Source organism: Streptomyces sp. NBC_01551, from assembly GCF_026339935.1.
Lineage (GTDB): Bacteria > Actinomycetota > Actinomycetes > Streptomycetales > Streptomycetaceae > Streptomyces.
In genome coordinates this window covers 3,819,108-3,836,880 of record NZ_JAPEPX010000001.1, presented here as the reverse complement: position 1 = coordinate 3,836,880, position 17,773 = coordinate 3,819,108, and the positions used below count along the sequence as shown (strand labels likewise).

Annotated in this window: 22 protein-coding genes; 7 read left to right on the top strand and 15 right to left on the bottom strand. The window is 70.1% G+C overall.

The genetic code is table 11. The annotated features are described in order from the left end of the window. Nucleotides 1-330: 330 nt before the first annotated feature. Together OG982_RS17320 and OG982_RS17315 are read right to left on the bottom strand one after the other, a co-directional pair. Nucleotides 331-1,485 carry a helix-turn-helix domain-containing protein gene (locus tag OG982_RS17320; RefSeq protein ID WP_266948845.1) on the bottom strand — a complete coding sequence of 385 codons (1,155 nt, stop codon included), beginning with the start codon at nt 1,483-1,485 and terminating at the stop codon, nt 331-333. A 265-nt stretch (nt 1,486-1,750) separates the two neighbouring features. Further along, a complete protein-coding gene (locus OG982_RS17315; RefSeq protein ID WP_323139262.1) occupies nt 1,751-2,341 on the bottom strand; it encodes an ATP-binding protein in 591 nt (196 codons plus the stop codon). Between OG982_RS17315 and OG982_RS17310 the strand changes: the two genes are divergently transcribed. Genes OG982_RS17310 through OG982_RS17300 form a run of 3 tightly spaced genes read left to right on the top strand, consistent with a single transcriptional unit; the run spans nt 2,340 to nt 3,689 of the window. Next, nucleotides 2,340-3,197 carry a helix-turn-helix transcriptional regulator gene (locus OG982_RS17310; RefSeq protein ID WP_266785784.1) on the top strand — a complete coding sequence of 286 codons (858 nt, stop codon included), beginning with the start codon at nt 2,340-2,342 and terminating at the stop codon, nt 3,195-3,197. The genes OG982_RS17315 and OG982_RS17310 overlap by 2 nt on opposite strands. Next, nucleotides 3,194-3,385 carry a DUF397 domain-containing protein gene (locus OG982_RS17305; protein ID WP_266785786.1) on the top strand — a complete coding sequence of 64 codons (192 nt, stop codon included), beginning with the start codon at nt 3,194-3,196 and terminating at the stop codon, nt 3,383-3,385. The genes OG982_RS17310 and OG982_RS17305 overlap by 4 nt, the downstream gene beginning before the upstream one ends. A gap of 40 nt (nt 3,386-3,425) precedes the next feature. Continuing rightward, nucleotides 3,426-3,689, top strand: a complete 264-nt coding sequence (locus OG982_RS17300) for a hypothetical protein (protein WP_266785788.1) — start codon at nt 3,426-3,428, stop codon at nt 3,687-3,689. A gap of 254 nt (nt 3,690-3,943) precedes the next feature. Here OG982_RS17300 and OG982_RS17295 read toward each other — a convergent pair whose 3' ends face one another. The 5 genes from OG982_RS17295 to OG982_RS17275 form a co-directional block, all read right to left on the bottom strand. Continuing rightward, nucleotides 3,944-5,251, bottom strand: coding sequence for a dicarboxylate/amino acid:cation symporter (locus OG982_RS17295; RefSeq protein WP_266785790.1), 1,308 nt, complete (start codon nt 5,249-5,251; stop codon nt 3,944-3,946). Nucleotides 5,252-5,683: 432 nt separating this feature from the next. Further along, complete coding sequence (locus OG982_RS17290; protein WP_266785792.1) at nt 5,684-5,995, bottom strand: DUF4229 domain-containing protein; 312 nt, start codon at nt 5,993-5,995, stop codon at nt 5,684-5,686. 78 nt (nt 5,996-6,073) lie between these two features. Next, nucleotides 6,074-6,598 (bottom strand): GNAT family N-acetyltransferase, encoded by a 525-nt coding sequence (locus OG982_RS17285; protein WP_266785794.1) that lies wholly within the window; start codon nt 6,596-6,598, stop codon nt 6,074-6,076. A gap of 109 nt (nt 6,599-6,707) precedes the next feature. After that, a complete protein-coding gene (gene mqnE / locus OG982_RS17280) occupies nt 6,708-7,871 on the bottom strand; it encodes an aminofutalosine synthase MqnE (RefSeq protein WP_266785796.1) in 1,164 nt (387 codons plus the stop codon). A 57-nt stretch (nt 7,872-7,928) separates the two neighbouring features. Continuing rightward, nucleotides 7,929-8,384, bottom strand: a complete 456-nt coding sequence (locus OG982_RS17275) for an Lrp/AsnC family transcriptional regulator (RefSeq protein WP_266785798.1) — start codon at nt 8,382-8,384, stop codon at nt 7,929-7,931. A gap of 137 nt (nt 8,385-8,521) precedes the next feature. Here OG982_RS17275 and OG982_RS17270 point away from each other — a divergent pair, with 137 nt between their 5' ends. Continuing rightward, nucleotides 8,522-8,656, top strand: a complete 135-nt coding sequence (locus tag OG982_RS17270; RefSeq protein ID WP_266785800.1) for a hypothetical protein — start codon at nt 8,522-8,524, stop codon at nt 8,654-8,656. On the opposite strand, the gene OG982_RS17265 is transcribed toward OG982_RS17270, so the two are convergent. Further along, nucleotides 8,653-9,336: a UbiX family flavin prenyltransferase gene (locus OG982_RS17265; RefSeq protein ID WP_266785802.1), complete on the bottom strand. Its 684-nt coding sequence runs from the start codon at nt 9,334-9,336 to the stop codon at nt 8,653-8,655. The two genes, OG982_RS17270 and OG982_RS17265, sit on opposite strands and share 4 nt — an antisense overlap. A 100-nt stretch (nt 9,337-9,436) precedes the next feature. Here OG982_RS17265 and OG982_RS17260 point away from each other — a divergent pair, with 100 nt between their 5' ends. Continuing rightward, nucleotides 9,437-10,075: a rhomboid family intramembrane serine protease gene (locus OG982_RS17260; protein ID WP_266948844.1), complete on the top strand. Its 639-nt coding sequence runs from the start codon at nt 9,437-9,439 to the stop codon at nt 10,073-10,075. 131 nt (nt 10,076-10,206) lie between these two features. On the opposite strand, the gene mqnP is transcribed toward OG982_RS17260, so the two are convergent. The 3 genes from mqnP to OG982_RS17245 are packed head-to-tail and all read right to left on the bottom strand — an operon-like array spanning nt 10,207 to nt 13,063. Then, nucleotides 10,207-11,130 carry a menaquinone biosynthesis prenyltransferase MqnP gene (gene mqnP, locus OG982_RS17255; RefSeq protein WP_266948843.1) on the bottom strand — a complete coding sequence of 308 codons (924 nt, stop codon included), beginning with the start codon at nt 11,128-11,130 and terminating at the stop codon, nt 10,207-10,209. Further along, nucleotides 11,127-11,609, bottom strand: coding sequence for a hypothetical protein (locus tag OG982_RS17250; RefSeq protein ID WP_266948841.1), 483 nt, complete (start codon nt 11,607-11,609; stop codon nt 11,127-11,129). Before OG982_RS17250 ends, mqnP begins: the two co-directional genes overlap by 4 nt. Continuing rightward, nucleotides 11,606-13,063 carry a menaquinone biosynthesis decarboxylase gene (locus OG982_RS17245; RefSeq protein ID WP_266948840.1) on the bottom strand — a complete coding sequence of 486 codons (1,458 nt, stop codon included), beginning with the start codon at nt 13,061-13,063 and terminating at the stop codon, nt 11,606-11,608. The genes OG982_RS17250 and OG982_RS17245 overlap by 4 nt, the downstream gene beginning before the upstream one ends. 94 nt (nt 13,064-13,157) lie before the next feature. On the opposite strand from OG982_RS17245, the gene OG982_RS17240 reads away from it, so the two are divergent. Next, a complete protein-coding gene (locus OG982_RS17240) occupies nt 13,158-13,481 on the top strand; it encodes a PLD nuclease N-terminal domain-containing protein (protein ID WP_266785812.1) in 324 nt (107 codons plus the stop codon). Between the two features lie 13 nt (nt 13,482-13,494). Here the strand turns inward: OG982_RS17240 and OG982_RS17235 are convergent, their stop codons facing one another. Next, nucleotides 13,495-13,866, bottom strand: coding sequence for a cupin domain-containing protein (locus OG982_RS17235; protein WP_266785814.1), 372 nt, complete (start codon nt 13,864-13,866; stop codon nt 13,495-13,497). A gap of 138 nt (nt 13,867-14,004) precedes the next feature. On the opposite strand from OG982_RS17235, the gene OG982_RS17230 reads away from it, so the two are divergent. Continuing rightward, nucleotides 14,005-14,421 carry a MarR family winged helix-turn-helix transcriptional regulator gene (locus OG982_RS17230; protein WP_266949937.1) on the top strand — a complete coding sequence of 139 codons (417 nt, stop codon included), beginning with the start codon at nt 14,005-14,007 and terminating at the stop codon, nt 14,419-14,421. Between the two features lie 10 nt (nt 14,422-14,431). Here the strand turns inward: OG982_RS17230 and OG982_RS17225 are convergent, their stop codons facing one another. From OG982_RS17225 to OG982_RS17215, 3 genes are read right to left on the bottom strand one after another with little or no spacing between them, the layout of a single operon-like run. Beyond that, complete coding sequence (locus OG982_RS17225; RefSeq protein ID WP_266785816.1) at nt 14,432-14,941, bottom strand: SRPBCC domain-containing protein; 510 nt, start codon at nt 14,939-14,941, stop codon at nt 14,432-14,434. A gap of 25 nt (nt 14,942-14,966) precedes the next feature. Continuing rightward, nucleotides 14,967-16,046 carry a c-type cytochrome biogenesis protein CcsB gene (gene ccsB / locus OG982_RS17220; protein WP_266785818.1) on the bottom strand — a complete coding sequence of 360 codons (1,080 nt, stop codon included), beginning with the start codon at nt 16,044-16,046 and terminating at the stop codon, nt 14,967-14,969. Then, nucleotides 16,043-17,764 carry a cytochrome c biogenesis protein ResB gene (locus OG982_RS17215; protein ID WP_266948838.1) on the bottom strand — a complete coding sequence of 574 codons (1,722 nt, stop codon included), beginning with the start codon at nt 17,762-17,764 and terminating at the stop codon, nt 16,043-16,045. The genes ccsB and OG982_RS17215 overlap by 4 nt, the downstream gene beginning before the upstream one ends. Nucleotides 17,765-17,773 lie beyond the last annotated feature (9 nt).

Here is a 17,773-nt window from a genome sequence, read left to right as displayed (position 1 = left end):
TTTCTTCCTCAGGATCGATCGGGGTGGCGGTGCCGGGCGCTCGGTGCGGGCCGGTGGGAGCGGGCGTTTCTGATCACCAAGACCCGCCCGCCGGGCGTACCGTTCCGCCCAACACCCGCCTCATACATTCCTGTTACACGCACACCGGCTCCACGGCGCACGGCGGTCGGCCGCACCGCGCCGGTACGCACCGCCGACCAGCCGGGACGGCGGTTCCCGCCACCGTTCCGCCCTTCCCCGCGCGGTCGCCGCCCGCTGGGACAGACCCGTGACCCTGCGGATCTTGACCACGCGGGGTGACGGTCGTGCGGGGTGACGGTCGTGCACGGACTAGGCGGCGGGGTCCAGAAACTCGCGGCAGTCGCGGCAGCGGCCGCCCGGGGCCGGAGCCCGGTAGGCCCTGTCGCAGCCGGCGCAGGTCTGGAGCGGATCCGGTGGGATGAACCTCGTGCGGCGTGGTGCGACGGGCGTCGGGGGCGGGATCAGCGCGGCGATCCGGTGCGCGATGAAGGCGGCCGGGTGACGCAGGGACTCGGGCAGACCGGCGGCCAGGACCCGCCCGGCCGCCGCCGGGTCCGCCCCGCGCTCCAGCCAGGCGGCGAGCCCGAGCGCCAGCCGGTGTACGTCCCGCTCGGCCAGCAGCAGCCGCGGATCCAGGTCCCTCAGCCCGGCCAACACCTCGGCGGCCTCCCGCCGAAATCGCGGCGCGGGATCGGGGGCACGGTCCGCCACCGGCCCGGGGATCTCGTCCGCCACCGGCCCGGGGGTGCGGTCTGGCGCCGGCCCGGAGGTGCGCCCCGGCACCGGCCCGGGGGTGCGCCCCGGCACCGGCCCGGGGGTGCGCCCCGGCCAAGGCGCGAGCCCGGCTTCCGGCGCGGGCGCTGCGGGCGCCGCCTCCGGCGCGGGTGCAACCCCCGGCGCCTGGTCAGTGCCCGTCTCCCGGCCCGGGCTCTGGTCGGGCCCCGGGCCCGGGCCAGGATCGGGGTCCGGGTCGGAGCCTGGGTCCGGATCCGGATCCGGATCGGGGTCCGGGTCCGGGCCCGGATCGGGGTCGGGGTCGCAGCCCGGATCAGGGTCCGGGTTCGCCACGGACCCCGGCTCCGACCCCGGCTCGGGGTCATGGGTGGGCGATGACGAAAGGCCAACGGCCAAGGGGTGGTTGTACGAGTACGTCCGCGTCACCATCCGGCCGTCGTCCTGGCGCTCCTGCCGCCGCTCCAGGTAGCCGTGCTGCTCCAGCTCCCGCAGCGCACCGGCGATGCGGACCTCCCCCTCCGGGAACCGGTCCGCGAGCGCCTTGATGCCGACCGGCGTACCGGCGGGCAGCGACTGGATGTGCACCGCGAGCCCGATCGCCGTCAGCGACAAGTGACGGTGCTGGGCGAGGTGATTGCCGACCACCACGAAGTGGCAGTCGTGCCGGATGTTGACGTGGACGACCCCGGACCGGTGAGTTCCGGCGGGTTCGCGAGGCGCCGCGGGCACACGCCCGCTAGGGTGCTCAAGAGCCATTGGGAAGGTGGATTCTTCCTGGTTGGTCAGGCCCTCGTCCGGGATGCCAGTCCCGACGGGGGCCGTCTCATGTCTGGAGTTTGTCGGGGCCGAGCATATGCCCGCCAACCAACCCGAAATCCAGCCCAGTTGGGATTGTTCACCCGTGTGGGGGACCCCGCCAATTTCCGCGCGCCGCGGGGGACGGAGGGGGTTGGTCGGTTGGTTTTCGCTTCTGTTTCTTTAAAGCTTCTGGTTCTTAAATACGCGTCGTGCCGCACCGGATCCCGGCTTCCCGCGACCTGGTGAGCGAGATTTCGGCCCAAACCGATTTGCAAGGCGGCGGACCCTGGGTAACCCCCCATTGATCTGCGAAAGCCTCTACGAGGAGCAGCCCGCGCCCCTTTTCACCGTCCGGAGCCGGATCGGGGAAACCCGGGATCCGGTCACCGCGCGTGTCCACCACCTCGATCCGGAGCAGCCCCGGGGTGACGGCGAGGTCCAGCCGGAAGTCCCGCCCGGGCACCCGCCCGTGGGTCACGGCGTTCGCCGCGAGCTCGGCGACGATCTGCGCCGGACGCTCGAACGGGAGCCCCCAGCTCCGGAGTTGCTCGACCGCGAGCAGTCGCGCGAGGCGGGCACCGCGCGGGGTGGCGGAGAGTTGGACGTGGAAGTGGGCAAGTTGATGATTCACGTCACAGAGCGTGGCCGGTGGTGCGTACTGTGAGAAGTGACACCGCCCGTGCGTCCCGCGTTTGTCCGGCGCCTGTCCGGCCGCGTCCGGCCTGTCCGGAGTGAAGTGCGGGGTAAGGGCGTTGGGGAAATCGGCTCGTCGGAGGTGGGCACGCATGAGCGTGGACAGTGACGGTACGGAAGAGCCCGGCTGGGACGTCGATCCCGAGGACGAACAGGGCGCCGCGGTGGTCGCCGCGCTCGGCCGCCAGCTCAAGGCGTGGCGGGAGGCCGCGGGAATGCGGGTGGCGGAATTCGGGGCGCGAATTCAGTACGGGGAGGATCAGGTTCGAAAGGTGGAGGCCGGCAAACGCATCCCGCGTCCCGAGTACCTCGACCGCTCGGACGAAGTGCTCGGCGCGGGCGGCAAGATCTCCGCGATGCGGACCGACTTGGAACAGGTCCGCTACCCGAAGCGGGTGCGGGACCTGGCGAAGATGGAAGCCCAGGCCGTCGAGATCGGGACATACAACAACCACAACATCCATGGCCTGTTGCAGACGGAGGAGTACGCGCGCGCCCTGTTCGAGATGGCGCGCCCCGTTCAGACTCCGGAGGAGGTGGACCGAGGAGTAGCCGCGCGCATGGCCCGACGATCGATATTCAACCGGTCACCGGCGCCCGCGCTGAGCTTCGTCCAAGAAGAGGTCACCCTTCGGCGGACCATCGGGGGCACAATGGTTCTGCGCCGACAGCTCGAACACCTTCTGGGGGTGACTCAGTTGCCAGGCATCGAGTTCCAGGTGATGCCCACCGCCCTCGAAGACCACGGGGGTATGGGCGGGCGGATCCAGGTGCTGAAGTTCGGGGACGGCAGTGCGGTCGGCCGGTCGGATGGGGCGTTCTACGGACGACCGGTCTCCGACCCCAAGCAGCTCCGGATCCTCGAACTGCGCTATGGCATCATCCGAGCTCAGGCGCTCACGCCCCGGGAGTCGCGGGCCTTCATCGAGGAACTGCTGGGAGAAACATGATCCACAACCCCGAGCTGGATTGGTTCAAGAGCAGCTACAGCGACAGCAGCGACATCAACGACTGCGTCGAGGTGGCCACCACCCCCGGCACCGTCCACGTCCGCGACTCCAAGGACCTCCAGGGCCCCGTACTGGACTTCGCCCCGCACGCCTGGGCCGGATTCGTAAGGCACTCCTCTCATCGCTGACGACATAGACCTGCCCGAGGACCGAGGGTGCCTCCAGTGGGTGCTGGGGATACCCCTCGGGCTCATCCACCTCCTGAACGCCCTGTGCGTCTTCGCCGCCGTGGCGGCCGGCCCGCAAGGGCCGTGGGACGACCAGGGGTACACCGGCGTAGCCGCGGCGTGCTTCATGTCGCTCTGCCTCAGCGTGATCGGCGGCCTGATCACGCTGATCCCCAGCGTCCGCCGCGCCATGGGCGTCTGGTGGTTCGCGCCGCCGCTCGTCCTCGGGCTCATCGCCTACATCCGCATGGCCACCCTGGAGTGAGACGCCCCGCGCCCGGCCCGCGAGCCGCAGCGGCTACTGCATGAACTCGGCGGCGGTCGTCGATGGGGGCCGCGGCGGCCTGGTCTTCGTACGGGATCCAGCTGGAGTCGTTGCCGTCCGATTCGAACGTGGCGATGGTCGGCAGCGCGTCCATCGCGGCGTCGCAGGCGGGGCGTCGTTCACGCACCGCAGCCCCCGCCCGGACGGGGGCAGGGGCTGCGGTACGTACGTACAGGCCCGGAGGCGAGCGGCGGTCAGGCGGCGACGGCGACCGCGGGGCGCTCGTCCAGCGGGGAGGACGAGGCGGCCTCGTAGGCCTCCTTGTCGAGGATTCCCTCGCGGGCCGAGACGATGACCGGGACCACGGCCTGCCCGGCCACGTTGGTGGCGGTGCGCATCATGTCCAGGATCGGGTCGATGGCCATCAGCAGGCCGACGCCCTCCAGCGGGAGGCCGAGGGTGGAGAGGGTCAGGGTCAGCATGACCGTGGCGCCCGTCAGGCCGGCCGTCGCGGCCGAGCCGACGACCGACACGAACGCGATCAGGATGTACTCCTTGATGCCCAGCTGGACATCGAAGATCTGCGCGATGAAGATCGCCGCCAGCGCCGGGTAGATCGCGGCGCAGCCGTCCATCTTGGTCGTGGCGCCGAACGGGACGGCGAAGGAGGCGTACTCCTTCGGGACGCCGAGGCGCTCGGTGACCTTCTGGGTGACCGGCATGGTGCCGACCGAGGAGCGGGAGACGAAGGCCAGCTGGATCGCGGGCCAGGCGCCCTTGAAGAACTGGATCGGGTTGACCTTGGCGACCGTCGCGAGCAGCAGCGGGTAGACGCCGAACATGACCAGCGCCGAGCCGACGTAGACGTCGGCGGTGAAGGTGGCGTACTTGCCGATCAGGTCCCAGCCGTACGTGGCGATCGCGGTGCCGATGAGGCCGACGGTGCCGATCGGGGCCAGGCGGATGACCCACCACAGGGCCTTCTGCAGGAGCTCCAGGACGGACTCGGCGAGGCTCAGGACCGGCTGCGCCTTCGCTCCGAGCTGGAGGGCGGCGATGCCCGCTACGGCGGCCATGAAGACGATCTGGAGGACGTTCAGCTCGGTGAACGGCGTGACCACGTCCGTCGGGACGATGCCGGTCAGGAAGTCGATCCAGGAGCCGGTCTTCTTCGGCAGCTTGCCGTCCTGCGGGGTGAGGCCGGTGCCGGCGCCCGGGTTGGTCAGCAGGCCGATCGCGAGGCCGATGCCCACCGCGATCAGCGAGGTGATCATGAACCAGAGCAGCGTGCGGGAGGCGAGCCGCGCGGCGTTGTTCACCTTCCGGAGGTTGGTGATGGACACCAGGATCGCGAAGAAGACGAGCGGGGCGACGGCCAGCTTCAGCAGCTGGACGAAGATGTCGCCGACCTGCTCCAGGGTGGTCTTCAGCCAGCTGATGTCCTGGCTCTTGGCGAGCCAGCCGAACAGCACGCCGAGCACGAGACCGGTGATGATCTGGGCCCAGAAGGGGAACTTGAACGAGGCCTTGGCGGGGGCCTGCGGGGTCGCGGACACGGACACACTCCGGAAGTGACGCACAAAGGAAAGGCGGGGGATTTTCTGCGGTGGTGAGGCGGTGCGGCAGCCGGAAGGGTGCCGGCCGGGACCGCTGCTGTATCGATTCGGCGAGGGGCCGGCTCAGCGCCTGCCCGACACCGGCTCAACGTCGGTCAGCGACAACAGCAACAGGCCGCGGACACGCGGCGGCAGAGGTCGACGTGCAGGCGCGCCACGAGCGGAAGGCTCGCGGTCATCGGGTGCGCAGCTGAGGTCAACATGTTGAACACGCTAACACTTACCCTTTGAGAACCTCAAAGGCACCCTTTGAGCCAGCGGCGCGACAGGCCCCCTTGCGCGGCCCGTACGGTCCCCGGAAAACGCCAACGCCCCAGCACTACCGGCGGTTCGGCCAGCGCTGGGGCGGTTCGGTGTGTGATGAAGCTAACGGGATCCTTACGAGGTCACCCGGGCGGCGTCGTCGGCCGCGTCCTCCTGCGAACGGTTCGACGCGAGCTTCTCCTTCGCACCCGCGACGCGTCCGGCGATCTGCTCGGACATGTCGTCGCGCTGCTTGCGCAGCAGGACGAAGGAGAGCGGGGCGGACAGCACCAGGGCGAGCAGCGCGACCCAGGCGATGTTCGCGTCGCCGATCCCGGCGGGCACCCAGTGGAGCTGGACCAGGATCAGGACGGCGATGAAGCAGCCGACGAAGATGCCCAGCCGCATCGCGGTGTAGCGGATCGTTGCGCTCGCTTTGAGGGACACGGTGACCCCTTCTCTCTCGTACGTCCGGACGTGCCCGTCCAGTGAAGCACGCCCGGGGCCCCCTCCCGCCCGGCGGGGTCAGGGCAGCGGCAGCAGCATCGTGATGTCGTCGCGGTCGTCGCCCGGGGCCACCCGGATGGCACCGGGAACCCGGCCGACCTCCTTGTAGCCGCAGGCGGCGTAGAAGCGCTCCAGGCCGTGGCCGCCTCGGCAGCCGAGCCGGATCGCGTCGATGCCGTCGAGCGTGCGGGCGGCGTCGGCGACGGCCGCCATCAGGGCGCGGCCGTCGCCCCGGCCCTGGAGGTCGGGGTGGACCATGACCGTGTAGACCCAGATCCAGTGGCGTTGCAGGCGGTGCGTGTTGAGCGCGAGGAACGCCGCCGCCTGGACCCGGCCGCTCCCGTCGAGGCCGACGACGAGGCGGTTGCGGCCCTCGGCCATGGCGACGAGGTGCTTGACCAGCTCGGGCCGGATGTCCTCGCGGGTGACGGGCGGCACGAAGCCGATGGCTCCGCCGGCGTTGGAGGTGTCGGTCCAGAGGTCGACGAGGCCGTCGCGCAGGGCGGGGTCGACGACCGGATCGAAGGTGAAGGTAAGGGTCACATAGCGAGACTAGCCATTACCTCACCTCGAAGGCAACGGATATGGCGCCACGACACGGGAAAGCCCCGGTCCATGGGGACCGGGGCTTTCCCGTCACTGCCGAACCGCGTCAGACCCGCATCGGCTGCGGGGTCTCGCGCAGCTCGGTGTTCGGGCCCGGGTACTCGCGGATGATCTCGTAGCGCGTGTTGCGCTCGACCGGGCGGAAGCCGGCCTCGCGGATGAGCTCCAGGAGGTCGTCGCGGCCCAGCTTGTTCGGGGTGCCGTAGTTGTCGGCGTCGTGCGTGATCTTGTACTCGACAACCGAGCCGTCCATGTCGTCCGCGCCGTGCTGGAGCGCGAGCTGGGCGGTCTGCACGCCGTGCATCACCCAGAAGACCTTGACGTGCGGGACGTTGTCGAACAGCAGCCGCGAGACCGCGAAGGTCTTGAGCGCCTCGGCGCCGGTGGCCATCGTCGTCCGCGCCTGGAGCTTGTTGCGGACCTTGCCGTCCTTCATGTCCACGAAGTCGTGCTGGTAGCGCAGCGGGATGAAGACCTGGAAACCGCCGGTCTCGTCCTGGAGCTCGCGCAGCCGCAGCACGTGGTCCACGCGGTGGCGCGGCTCCTCGATGTGCCCGTACAGCATCGTGGACGGGGTCTTGAGGCCCTTCTCGTGCGCGAGCCGGTGGATGCGCGACCAGTCTTCCCAGTGGGTGCGGTGGTCGACGATGTGCTGGCGGACCTCCCAGTCGAAGATCTCGGCGCCGCCGCCGGTGAGCGACTCCAGGCCCGCCTCGATCAGCTCGTCCAGGATGTCGGAGGCCGACATCCCGGAGATCGTCTCGAAGTGGTGGATCTCGGTCGCCGTGAACGCCTTCAGCGAGACGTTCGGCAGCGCCTCCTTCAGCGCGGAGAGCGAGCGCGGGTAGTAGCGCCACGGCAGGCTCGGGTGCAGGCCGTTGACGATGTGCAGCTCGGTGAGGTTCTCGTTCTCCATGGCCTTGGCCAGGCGGACGGCTTCCTCGATGCGCATCGTGTACGCGTCCTTCTCGCCCGGCTTGCGCTGGAACGAGCAGTACGCGCAGGACGCGGTGCACACGTTCGTCATGTTGAGGTGACGGTTGACGTTGAAGTGGACGACGTCGCCGTTCTTGCGCGTGCGCACCTCGTGGGCGAGACCGCCCAGCCATGCCAGGTCGTCCGACTCGTAGAGGGCGATGCCGTCCTCACGGGTCAGCCGCTCGCCGGAGCGGACCTTCTCCTCCAGCTCACGCTTGAGCCCAGCATCCATCGACCGGTCGCCTCCTCGTTGTCCCGTACTGCCCGTACTGCCTGTGCAACCGTACTCTCAGGCCTCTTCGGGGAGATCCCCGACCCGGTTCTCCCACTTCGTGGAGAGCACGATCGTGGTACGGGTGCGCGAGACGCCCTTGGTGCTGGAGAGCTTGCGGATGATCCGCTCCAGGCCGTCCACGTCGCCGGCGCGCACCTTGAGCATGTACGAGTCGTCGCCGGCGATGAACCAGCAGTCCTCGATCTCGGCGAGGTCGCGCAGCCGGCGGGCCACGTCCTCGTGGTCGGCGGCGTCCGAGAGGGAGATGCCGATGAGGGCGGTGACGCCCATGCCGAGCGACGCCGAGTCCACGGTCGCGCGGTAGCCGGTGATCACACCGGCCGTCTCCAGGCGGTTGATGCGGTCGGTGACGCTGGGGCCGGAGAGGCCCACGAGACGGCCCAGCTCCGCGTACGAGGCACGGCCGTTTTCCCGGAGTGCCTGGATGAGCTGCCTGTCCACCGTGTCCATTACGTGGAGCCTTCCATTATTCGGCGATCCTGCAAGTTTAGGTATAGAATCTAAGGCACACAGGGTCAACACCCTGTGAATCTTTCAACAGATCTGCGACGATCTCGACGATCTGACGACATCAGGAGTGGTTCACCGTGTACACGATCGAGATGGCCTACGCGCACATGCGACAGCTCCAGGAGCTGGCCAACCGATCCCGCACCGACCAGCCCGCCGCGGCCCACCGCGTCGACAAGACCCGCAAGCCCGGCCGCTCCAAGAAGCGCTAGCCACCGCTTGCCTCCCGGGGGCGGGAGCCACCGAGCTCCCCCTCCCAGCGGCGGTACAGCCCGTGCGGCACCCCTGCCGCGTCGAGCACCCGCCCCGCGACGAAATCCACCAGATCCTGGATGTGCGTCGCACCCGCGTAGAACGCCGGAGAGGCGGGCAGCACCACTGCGCCCGCCTCGTCCAGCGCCACCAGATGCCTCAGCGTCTGTCCGTTCAGCGGGGTCTCCCGCACCGCGACCACCAGCCGGCGCCGCTCCTTGAGCGTCACGCTCGCCACGCGCTGGAGCAGGTCCTTCGAGAGCCCCAGCGCCACCCCCGCCACGCACGCCGTCGACGCGGGGACGATGAGCATCCCCTTCACCGGGTACGAACCCGAACTCGGTCCGGCGGCCAGGTCGCCGGCGCCCCAGTAGCGGACGTCGTCCAGGTCCGGGCGCGCGAACGTCTCCGGCTTCCCGTCGGCCCCGTGCCCGAGCCACTCCCCCAGATCGTCGCGCCAGTGCGCGTCGCGGAACGCGATCCCGGTCTCGTCCAGCAGGGTGAGCCGCGAGGCCCGGCTGACCACCAGGTCCACACTCTCGCCCGCCGCCAGCAGCCCTCGGATCACCGCCGCCGCGTACGGCGTCCCGGACGCCCCGGAAACCCCGACCACCCAGGGGGTGCGCTTGCCGTCAGTCATGCCTACGAGACTATCCGGCCACCGCTGGTGGGCACTGAGTAAGGTGACCCGACGTTCACAGGGTGGGACGAGAAGACCACCGGAAGGGAAAGGGGGATCCATGGCGTACGCGGGTCAGGACACGCGGGTCGAGGAGTGGAGCCAGGCCGATCGGGCCAAGGCGGCCGGGAAGCTCATGCTGGGCTGGGTGGGTCTGCTGTGGCTGATAGAGGCCCTGGACCTCGCCACCGGCCACGCCCTCGACGCGTACGGGATCGTCGCGCGCGACCCCGACGCCCTCGGCGGCATCCTCGCCGCCCCCTTCCTGCACTTCGGCTTCGACCACGTGGCCGGCAACAGCCTGCCGCTGCTGGTGCTCGGCTTCGTCGCCGCGCTCAGCGGCATCCGCCGCTTCCTCGCCGTCTGCGCGGTGATCACCGTGGCCGACGGGCTCGCGGTGTGGCTGACATCCCCCTCGCACACCATCACCGCGGGCGCCTCGGGCCTGATCTTCGGCCTCTTCGGCTACCTGGTGGTGCGCGGCTTCGTGGAGCGCAGACCGCTGGGCGTGGTCGTCGGCGTCGTCATCGCCGCCCTGTGGGGGACGACGGCCCTGGTCGGCATTCTCCCGACCAACTCCGTGATCAGCTGGCAGGCGCACCTCTTCGGCCTGCTCGCGGGCGCGGCGGCGGCCTTCCTCTTCCCCCGCCGCGAGCTGACCACTTCGACGGCGAGTTCTATGCGTCCTCGAACCGGCTGAGCTGCGAGTGCAGGCGGTCTCTCTCCGAGATCGTCACGTCGGTCTCCTTCCCTGCACCCGATGGCAGGCCGCACGCTGGCGAATGGGTCGGAATCCGAACCACGGGGTCCGGCGGCGCCCACACGATCGGGTTACAGGGCCAGGCCGCGGGTGGCGAGGTCGAGGACGGCGCAGAGGAAGAGGGCGATGCCGATGAAGCCGTTGACCGTGAAGAAGGCGCGGTTCAGGCGGGAGAGGTCGTGCGGCTTGACGATGGTGTGCTCGTAGAGGAACGCCGCCGCGACGATCAGCAGGCCGAACCAGAACAGCGCGCCCGCGTCGGTGGCGAGCGCGTACCAGACGAGCAGGCCGGTGGTCACGACGTGCGCCGCGCGGGCGCCCCACAGGGCGGCCGGGATGCCGAAGCGGGCCGGGACGGACTTGACGCCCTCGGCGCGGTCCGCCGCCACGTCCTGGCAGCCGAAGATCAGGTCGAAGCCGCCGATCCACACGCCGACGGCGACGCCGAGGACGACCGCGTCCCAGGACCACTCGCCGGTGACGGCCAGCCAGGCCCCGATCGGGCCTATCGCCTGGGCCAGACCCAGGATCGCGTGCGGGAAGTTCGTGAAGCGCTTCCCGTACGGGTACACCACCATCGGCACCACGGCGAGCGGCGCCAGCATCAGGCACAGCGGGTTCAGCAGCGCCGCCGAGCCGAGGAACAGCACCAGCGCGATCCCGGCCCCGGTCCACGCGGACCGCACCGACACCGCGCCGGTCACGAGCTCGCGCCCGGCGGTGCGCGGGTTCCGCGAGTCGATCTCGCGGTCGATGATCCGGTTCGCGGCCATCGCGAAGGTCCGCAGGCCGACCATGCAGACGGTGACGAGCAGCAGCTCCCGCCAGTGCATGGTGCGGTCCAGCTCGAACATCGCGGTGAGCGCGGCGATGTAGGCGAAGGGCAGCGCGAAGACCGAGTGCTCGATCATCACGAGCCGCAGGAACGCCTTGACCTTCCCGGTCGGCTGCGGCGCCGGTCCGGGCCCGATCACCCCATCGGCGGTCGTCGTCATCCGAGGTTCCTCCGGAACTGTTCGAGTTCGGCGCGGAGGTCCGTGAGGGACTGGGGGCCGATTTCGACCTCCAGGGCCGGGGTGCCCTCCGACGGCGGCGGGACGACGGCGGCCACGAAGGCGAAGCCCTCGCCTGCGGGGCGGCCGTCCAGGCGCAGGACGTCGTGCGCGGCGACCGTCAGGACGAGCGTGAACTCGGCGTCCGGTTCGGCGGTCGCGGCCAGCAGGCCCTCGGCGAAGGCGGCGGCCTCGGCGTCGGAGAGGGTGTCGAGGGCGATCTCGCGGCCCTCGCCGTCGGTCCGGTCGGCGATCAGCTGCCACAGGTCCGACGGCCCGGCGAACTCCTCGGGGGTGACCCCGGCCCGCTCGGCGGCCTCGCGGACCTCCGGCTGGGTGGGGTCGATCGAGGGGCGCACGAGGGCGACGCAGGGGGTGTCGCTGCCGATGAAGAGGGCGGGGCCGCCCACGGCGATGCTCACAGGCCGTACTCCTTCCAGCGGCGGTCCACCAGGGCCGCCGTCGCGGGATCGGACTCCACCATGTCGGGCCAGCCGCCGTCGCGCGTGTAGCCCTCCTCCGGGAGTTTCTTCGTGGCGTCGATGCCCGCCTTGCCGCCCCAGAACTGCTGGTACGAGGCGTGGTCGAGGTGGTCGACGGGACCCTCGACGACCGTGAGGTCGCGGGAGTAGTCCGTGTTGCCCAGCGCCCGCCAGGACACCTCGTGCAGGTCGTGGACGTCGCAGTCGGAGTCCACCACGATGATCAGCTTGGTCAGCGACATCATGTGGGCGCCCCAGATGGCGTGCATGACCTTCTGCGCGTGCTTGGGGTACTTCTTGTCGATCGAGACGATCGCGCAGTTGTGGAAGCCGCCCGACTCGGGCAGGTGGTAGTCCACGATGTCCGGCACGATGATCTTCAGGAGCGGCAGGAAGAAACGCTCCGTCGCGCGGCCCAGCGGGCCGTCCTCCGTCGGCGGGCGGCCGACCACGATCGACTGCAGCAGCGGGCGCTTGCGCATCGTCACGCAGTCGATCTTCAGCGCGGGGAACGGTTCCTGCGGCGTGTAGAAGCCGGTGTGGTCGCCGAAGGGACCCTCCGGCAGCATCTCGCCCGGCTCCAGCCAGCCCTCGATGACGACCTCGGCGTTGGCCGGGACCTGGAGCGGGACCGTCTTGCAGTCCACCATCTCGATCCGCTTGCCCGCCACGAACCCGGCGAACAGGTACTCGTCGATGTCGCCCGGCAGCGGCGCGGTCGACGCGTACGTCACGGCCGGCGGGCAGCCGAAGGCGATCGCGACCGGCAGCCGCTCGCCGCGCTTCTGCGCCACCGCGTAGTGGTTGCGGCTGTCCTTGTGGATCTGCCAGTGCATGCCGATGGTGCGCTTGTCGTGGCGCTGGAGGCGGTACAGGCCGAGGTTGCGCACGCCCGTCTCGGGGTGCTTGGTGTGCGTCAGGCCGAGGTTGAAGAAGGACCCGCCGTCCTTGGGCCAGGTGAAGAGGGCCGGGAGCCGGTCCAGGTCCACGTCGTCGCCGGTGAGGACGACCTCCTGGACGGGGGCTGCCTCGCCCTTCACCTTCTTCGGCGGCACGTGCACCATCGAGCCGAGCTTGCCGAAGGCCTCGCGGACCCCGATGAAGCCCTGCGGCAGCTCCGGCTTGAGCAGGCCGCCGATCTTCTCGCTGATCTCCGCGTACGACTTCAGGCCGAGGGCCTTGAGGAGGCGGCGGTCCGTCCCGAAGACGTTCATGGCCAGCGGCATCGCCGAGCCCTTGACGTTCTCGAAGAGCAGGGCCGGACCGCCCGCCTTGTTCACCCTGTCGACGATCTCCCCGACTTCCAAGTACGGGTCGACTTCGGCCTTGATGCGCTTGAGGTCGCCCTCCCGCTCCAGAGCCCGGAGCAGCGAGCGGAGATCGTCGTAAGCCATAGGGGCCAGTATCCGTCACCAACTACCCTGGACACGTCACCGGGGCGCCCCGCGCGGGCCCCCGCCGCCACTGCCCGGGAGTCGGTCCCACACCGTGCTGCGCTATCTGCCGTTCCTGCTGATCATCGCGCTGACCATCTACGCCTTCATCGACTGCCTGAACACGCCGGAGGAGGAGGTCAAGCACCTCCCGAAGGTGATCTGGGTGATCATCATCCTGCTCTTCTCCATCGTCGGCCCGGTGGTGTGGCTGGCGGCGGGCAAGAAGCGGACGATCGCGGGCGGTGGCTTCGGCGGCGGTTTCGGCGGCGGCACGGGCCGGTCCCGGCGCACCCAGTGGGTGGCCCCGGACGACAACCCGGAGTTCTTGAAGTCGCTGCGCGACGAGCAGGACAAGAAGGACGGCGACAAGGACTAGGGGCCCGCCCTCCTCACCGCGCCCAGGGCAGGACGCGGGTGCCCTCCTCGCCCGGGACCGTGACGACGCCGTCCGCGCGCATCGCGACGTACGCCTCGAAGCGCTCGGGGGCGCTGATGGTGCGAAGCACCTCCGGCGGGAGGACCAGGGTCTGGCCGGCGGTGACCTTCTGCGTGCGGCCGTCGCAGGTGACCTCCAGGGCGCCCGCGGTGAGGGTCCAGACCTGCTCGCGGCTGACGGAGTGCTCGGGGCCGGCGGAGCCGGCGGGCATGTCCACGTGCCAGGTGCTGAGTTCGGAGCTGCCCCGGCTGGGGGCGGCGAACGCGGTCATGGTGGCGTTCGGGGTGGTGATGACGTGCTCGGGGGAAACGCTGATCACGCGCATGGGGTGGCGTCCTCGTTCTCTCGGCAATGTGAGTCAAGGTGCTTTACTCATAGCGAGTAAAGCACCTTGACCCGGACGTGTCACCATGTTTCCGTGACCAACCAAGACGAGGGCGTCGAGCTGACCTTCCTGCTCGGCATGGGCTTCCAGCTGATGCTCGGCGAGTTCACCCGACGGGTCGCCGCGGCCGGGTACGAGGACCTGCGGCCCCTGCACGGGATGACGTTCCAGGTGCTGGGGCGCGCCGGGGCCACCGCCACCGAGCTCGCCGAACGGCTCGGGGTGACCAAACAGGCCGCCGGGCAGATCGTCGACGACCTGGAGCGGCGCGGCTACGTCCGCCGCGAACCGCACCCGGAGGGCGGGCGGCGCAAGCTCGTCGTCCTGACGCGGGCGGCGACCGACCACCTCGCCGTCGCCGGCCGCATCCTGCACGAGCTGGAGGCCGAACTCGCGCACGCCGCCGACCTCGGGATCCTGCGCGGGGAGCTGGCCCGGCTGGTACGGGCGCTGCACGGCGAGGGGCCGCTGCCGGCGCTGCGCCCGGTGTGGTGAGGGCCGTCCTTCATGCCGCGGCGGCCGGCGGGGCGTAGGAGGCCCGCAGCTCGGCGAAGCGGGCGCCGCTCCAGGCGGACCAGTCCGCCGGGCGGCCCTCCAGCGCGGCCTCCAGCAGCTCGAAGTGGGAGTGCCAGCCGGCCAGGTGGTCCAGCCGGTCCGCGTCGGTCCCGCCGCCCCGCTCGTTCAGGAAGCGGATCACCGTCGAGTCGGTGCCCACGGGCTCCAGGTGGAAGCGGATCCGCCCGGGCCCGGCCAGCGTGTACTCCACGACCCGCTCTACGTCCCAGGCCGTGACCTGCCCCGACACCGTCGGCCCGCCGTTCAGCCAACGCAGCGTGACCGCCCCTCCGAGGCGCCGCTCCAGTACGTCCGCCGCCGCCAGCCAGCCGCGCAGCCCGTCCGGCGTCGTCAGGGCGGGCCAGATCGTCTCGTAGGCGAACGGCAGGTGCAGCTCGAATCTCAGCAGCCGGCGGTCCGCGCCCCGGCTCTCGCTGGTGCCATGGCTCACAGGAGGCATGACACCAGCGTCCCACTCCGGGCGCTCAGATGCCCGCGTACGAGTGCTTGCCGTTGAGCAGGATGTTCACGCCGTAGTAGTTCCAGATCCAGCAGGCGAAGGCGAAGAGCGCGAGGTACGCGGCCTTGCGGCCCTTCCAGCCGGCGGTGGCACGGGCGTGCAGGTAGCAGGCGTACGCCACCCAGGTCACGAAGGACCAGACCTCCTTGGGGTCCCAGCCCCAGTAGCGGCCCCAGGCGTCGCCCGCCCAGATGGCGCCCGCGACGATCGTGAACGTCCACAGCGGGAAGACCGCCGCGTTGATGCGGTACGAGAACTTGTCGAGCGAGGCCGCCGAGGGGAGGCGCTCCATGACCGAGGTCGAGAAGCGGCCCGGCGTGCCGCCGCCCGCGAGCTTGGCCTCGTAGGAGTCGCGGAACAGGTACAGGACCGCGCCGGCCGCGCCGATGTAGAAGACCGCGCCGCAGAAGATCGCGGTGGAGACGTGGATCCACAGCCAGTAGGAGTGCAGCGCCGGCACCAGCTGGTCACTGTCGGTGTACAGCCAGGTGGTGGCGATGCCGAGGTCCAGCAGCACGGTGGTGACCAGGATCAGGCCGAGCCAGCGGACGTTCTTCTTCAGCGCGAGCAGCACCAGGTACGCGCCGACGGCCACCGTGGAGAAGGTGAGCGAGAACTCGTACATGTTGCCCCAGGGGGCGCGCTGCACGGACATGGCGCGGGCGACGACGCCGGCCGCCTCGATGACGAAGGCGAGCGCCGTCAGCGAGATCGCGATGCGCCCGTACAGGTCGCCCTGCTCGGTGCCGCCGGCCGCGCCCGGACCGTCCGGGACGTCACGGGATCCGACGGCGGAACGCGTGACGACCTCCGGCCGGTCGAGGACGGCCGTTCCCCCCTTGCCGCGCACCTGCACGGCGGGCGCGTCGGCGGTCTTGGCGGCGGTCAGCGCGGCGGCCGTACGGCCCACCTTGCTGCGGCTGCCGAAGATCCACTCGGCGATGTGCGCGAAGAAGGCGAGCGTGTAGACCGCCATCGACGAATAGACCAGGTAGTTGCTGATCTGAGCGAGATGCTCATCGGTTGCGACTGCGAGCGGCGTCATCCGCGCTCCCCTTCAACGGTTTCCTTGGCAGGTCGGTCGGGCGCGGGCGCGGTGGGCGCCTGCTGGTGGAGCGCCGCGGCGAGCGCCGACAGCTCCTCCGGGAGCTTGGCGGACTCGCTGCGGCCGAGGCCCGCCATCTCGACGACGGTCACGCCGTCCTCACCGGTCACCGCCCGGACCCAGATCCGGCGGCGCTGGATGAACAGGGATGCGGCCAGGCCGCCGATGGCGGCGATCGCGCCCGCGAGGGCGAGGCCGCTGCCGGGCTGGTGGGTGACGGAGAAGGTGGCCCAGCGCTCGATGCCCTCGAACTTCACCGTGCCGGCGCCGGCGGGGAGGGTCATCGTCTCGCCCGGGAGCAGCTTGCGCTTGAACAGCTCGCCGTTCTCGTCGGTGAACTTCTCCATCTTGGACGTGTTGAGCTGGTACACGTTCTGCGGGAGGCCCGAGTCAACGCCGAGGCTGCCGTGGTACGCGTTGAGCGCGAGCACGGGGAACTTCAGCTCGGGGAACTGGGAGAACATCGTCCCCTTGCCCTCGCCCGCGTAGGTCGGGACGAACCAGGCGTTGAAGCCGAGCTGCTCCGCCTTGCCGTCCTTGTTCTTGTAGCCGTCGGTGACCTTGACGGCGCCGGAGGAGGTCAGATTGGCGTCCTGGGGCAGCATCGGCACGGCGTCCTTGAAGATCACCTTGCCGTCGGGGCCGGTCACCGAGATGACGGGCGCGTATCCGTGCCCGAGCAGGTAGACCTTGGAGCCCTCGACCTCCATGGGCGTGTTGACCTCGATCTCGCGCTTCTGCGGCTTGCCGTCGGCGCCTTCGCTGAGGGTGACGTACGCCTTGAAGTCGCGCGGGGTGCCCTTCTGCGGGCCGGACTCCTCGAAGGTCGCGTCGAACTTGTCGAGCGTGAAGGAGAACGGCGGCAGGTCGTCGGGCTCGAAGAAGCCGCCCTTCTTGAAGTCGTCGTACTGGGTGAGCGTGTTCGAGAAGCCCTTGCCGCGCAGGACGAGCTTGCCGCCCTCGGACTTGAACAGCTGGCCCCAGGCGAACGCGATCAGCATCACGATCAGGGCGATGTGGAAGGCCAGGTTCCCGGCCTCGCGCAGATAGCCCTTCTCGGAGGCGACGGAGTTCCCCGACGCCTCGGTACGGAAGCGCCGGCCGCCGAGCAGCGTCTTGGCCTGCGCGAGGACCTCGTCGGCGGGCTTGTGCATGCGCCAGGTCGCGTACGCGGGCATCCGGTCGAGCCGCTTGGGGGCGCCCGGCGGACGGTCCCTGAGCTGGCCGACGAACTGCCAGGAGCGGGGCAGGATGCATCCGATCAGCGAGATGAACAGCAGCAGGTAGATCGCGGAGAACCACACCGAGCTGTAGACGTCGAAGAGCTGGAGCTTCTCGGCGATCCCGACCCAGGAGGCGTGCTCCTTCTTCCACTGGGCGACCTTGAGGGCATCGACCTGCGTCTGCGGGATGAGGGAGCCGGGGATGGAGCCGAGGGACAGCAGGAAGAGCAGGATCAGCGCCACCCGCATGGAGGTGAGCTGACGCCAGAACCAGCGGGCCCAGCCGAAGACGCCGATGCCGACGGGGTCGGCGGGGGCGTCGTCGAGGGGGGCGGTGGAGAGCTGGGCCCCGGCGGCGGCCTCGGCGGAGTCCTCCGCCGAGGCCGCGGCGGAGTCGCGTGGCGCCTCGGAAGGCGCGTAGTCGTTCTTACTCATGTCCGTGTA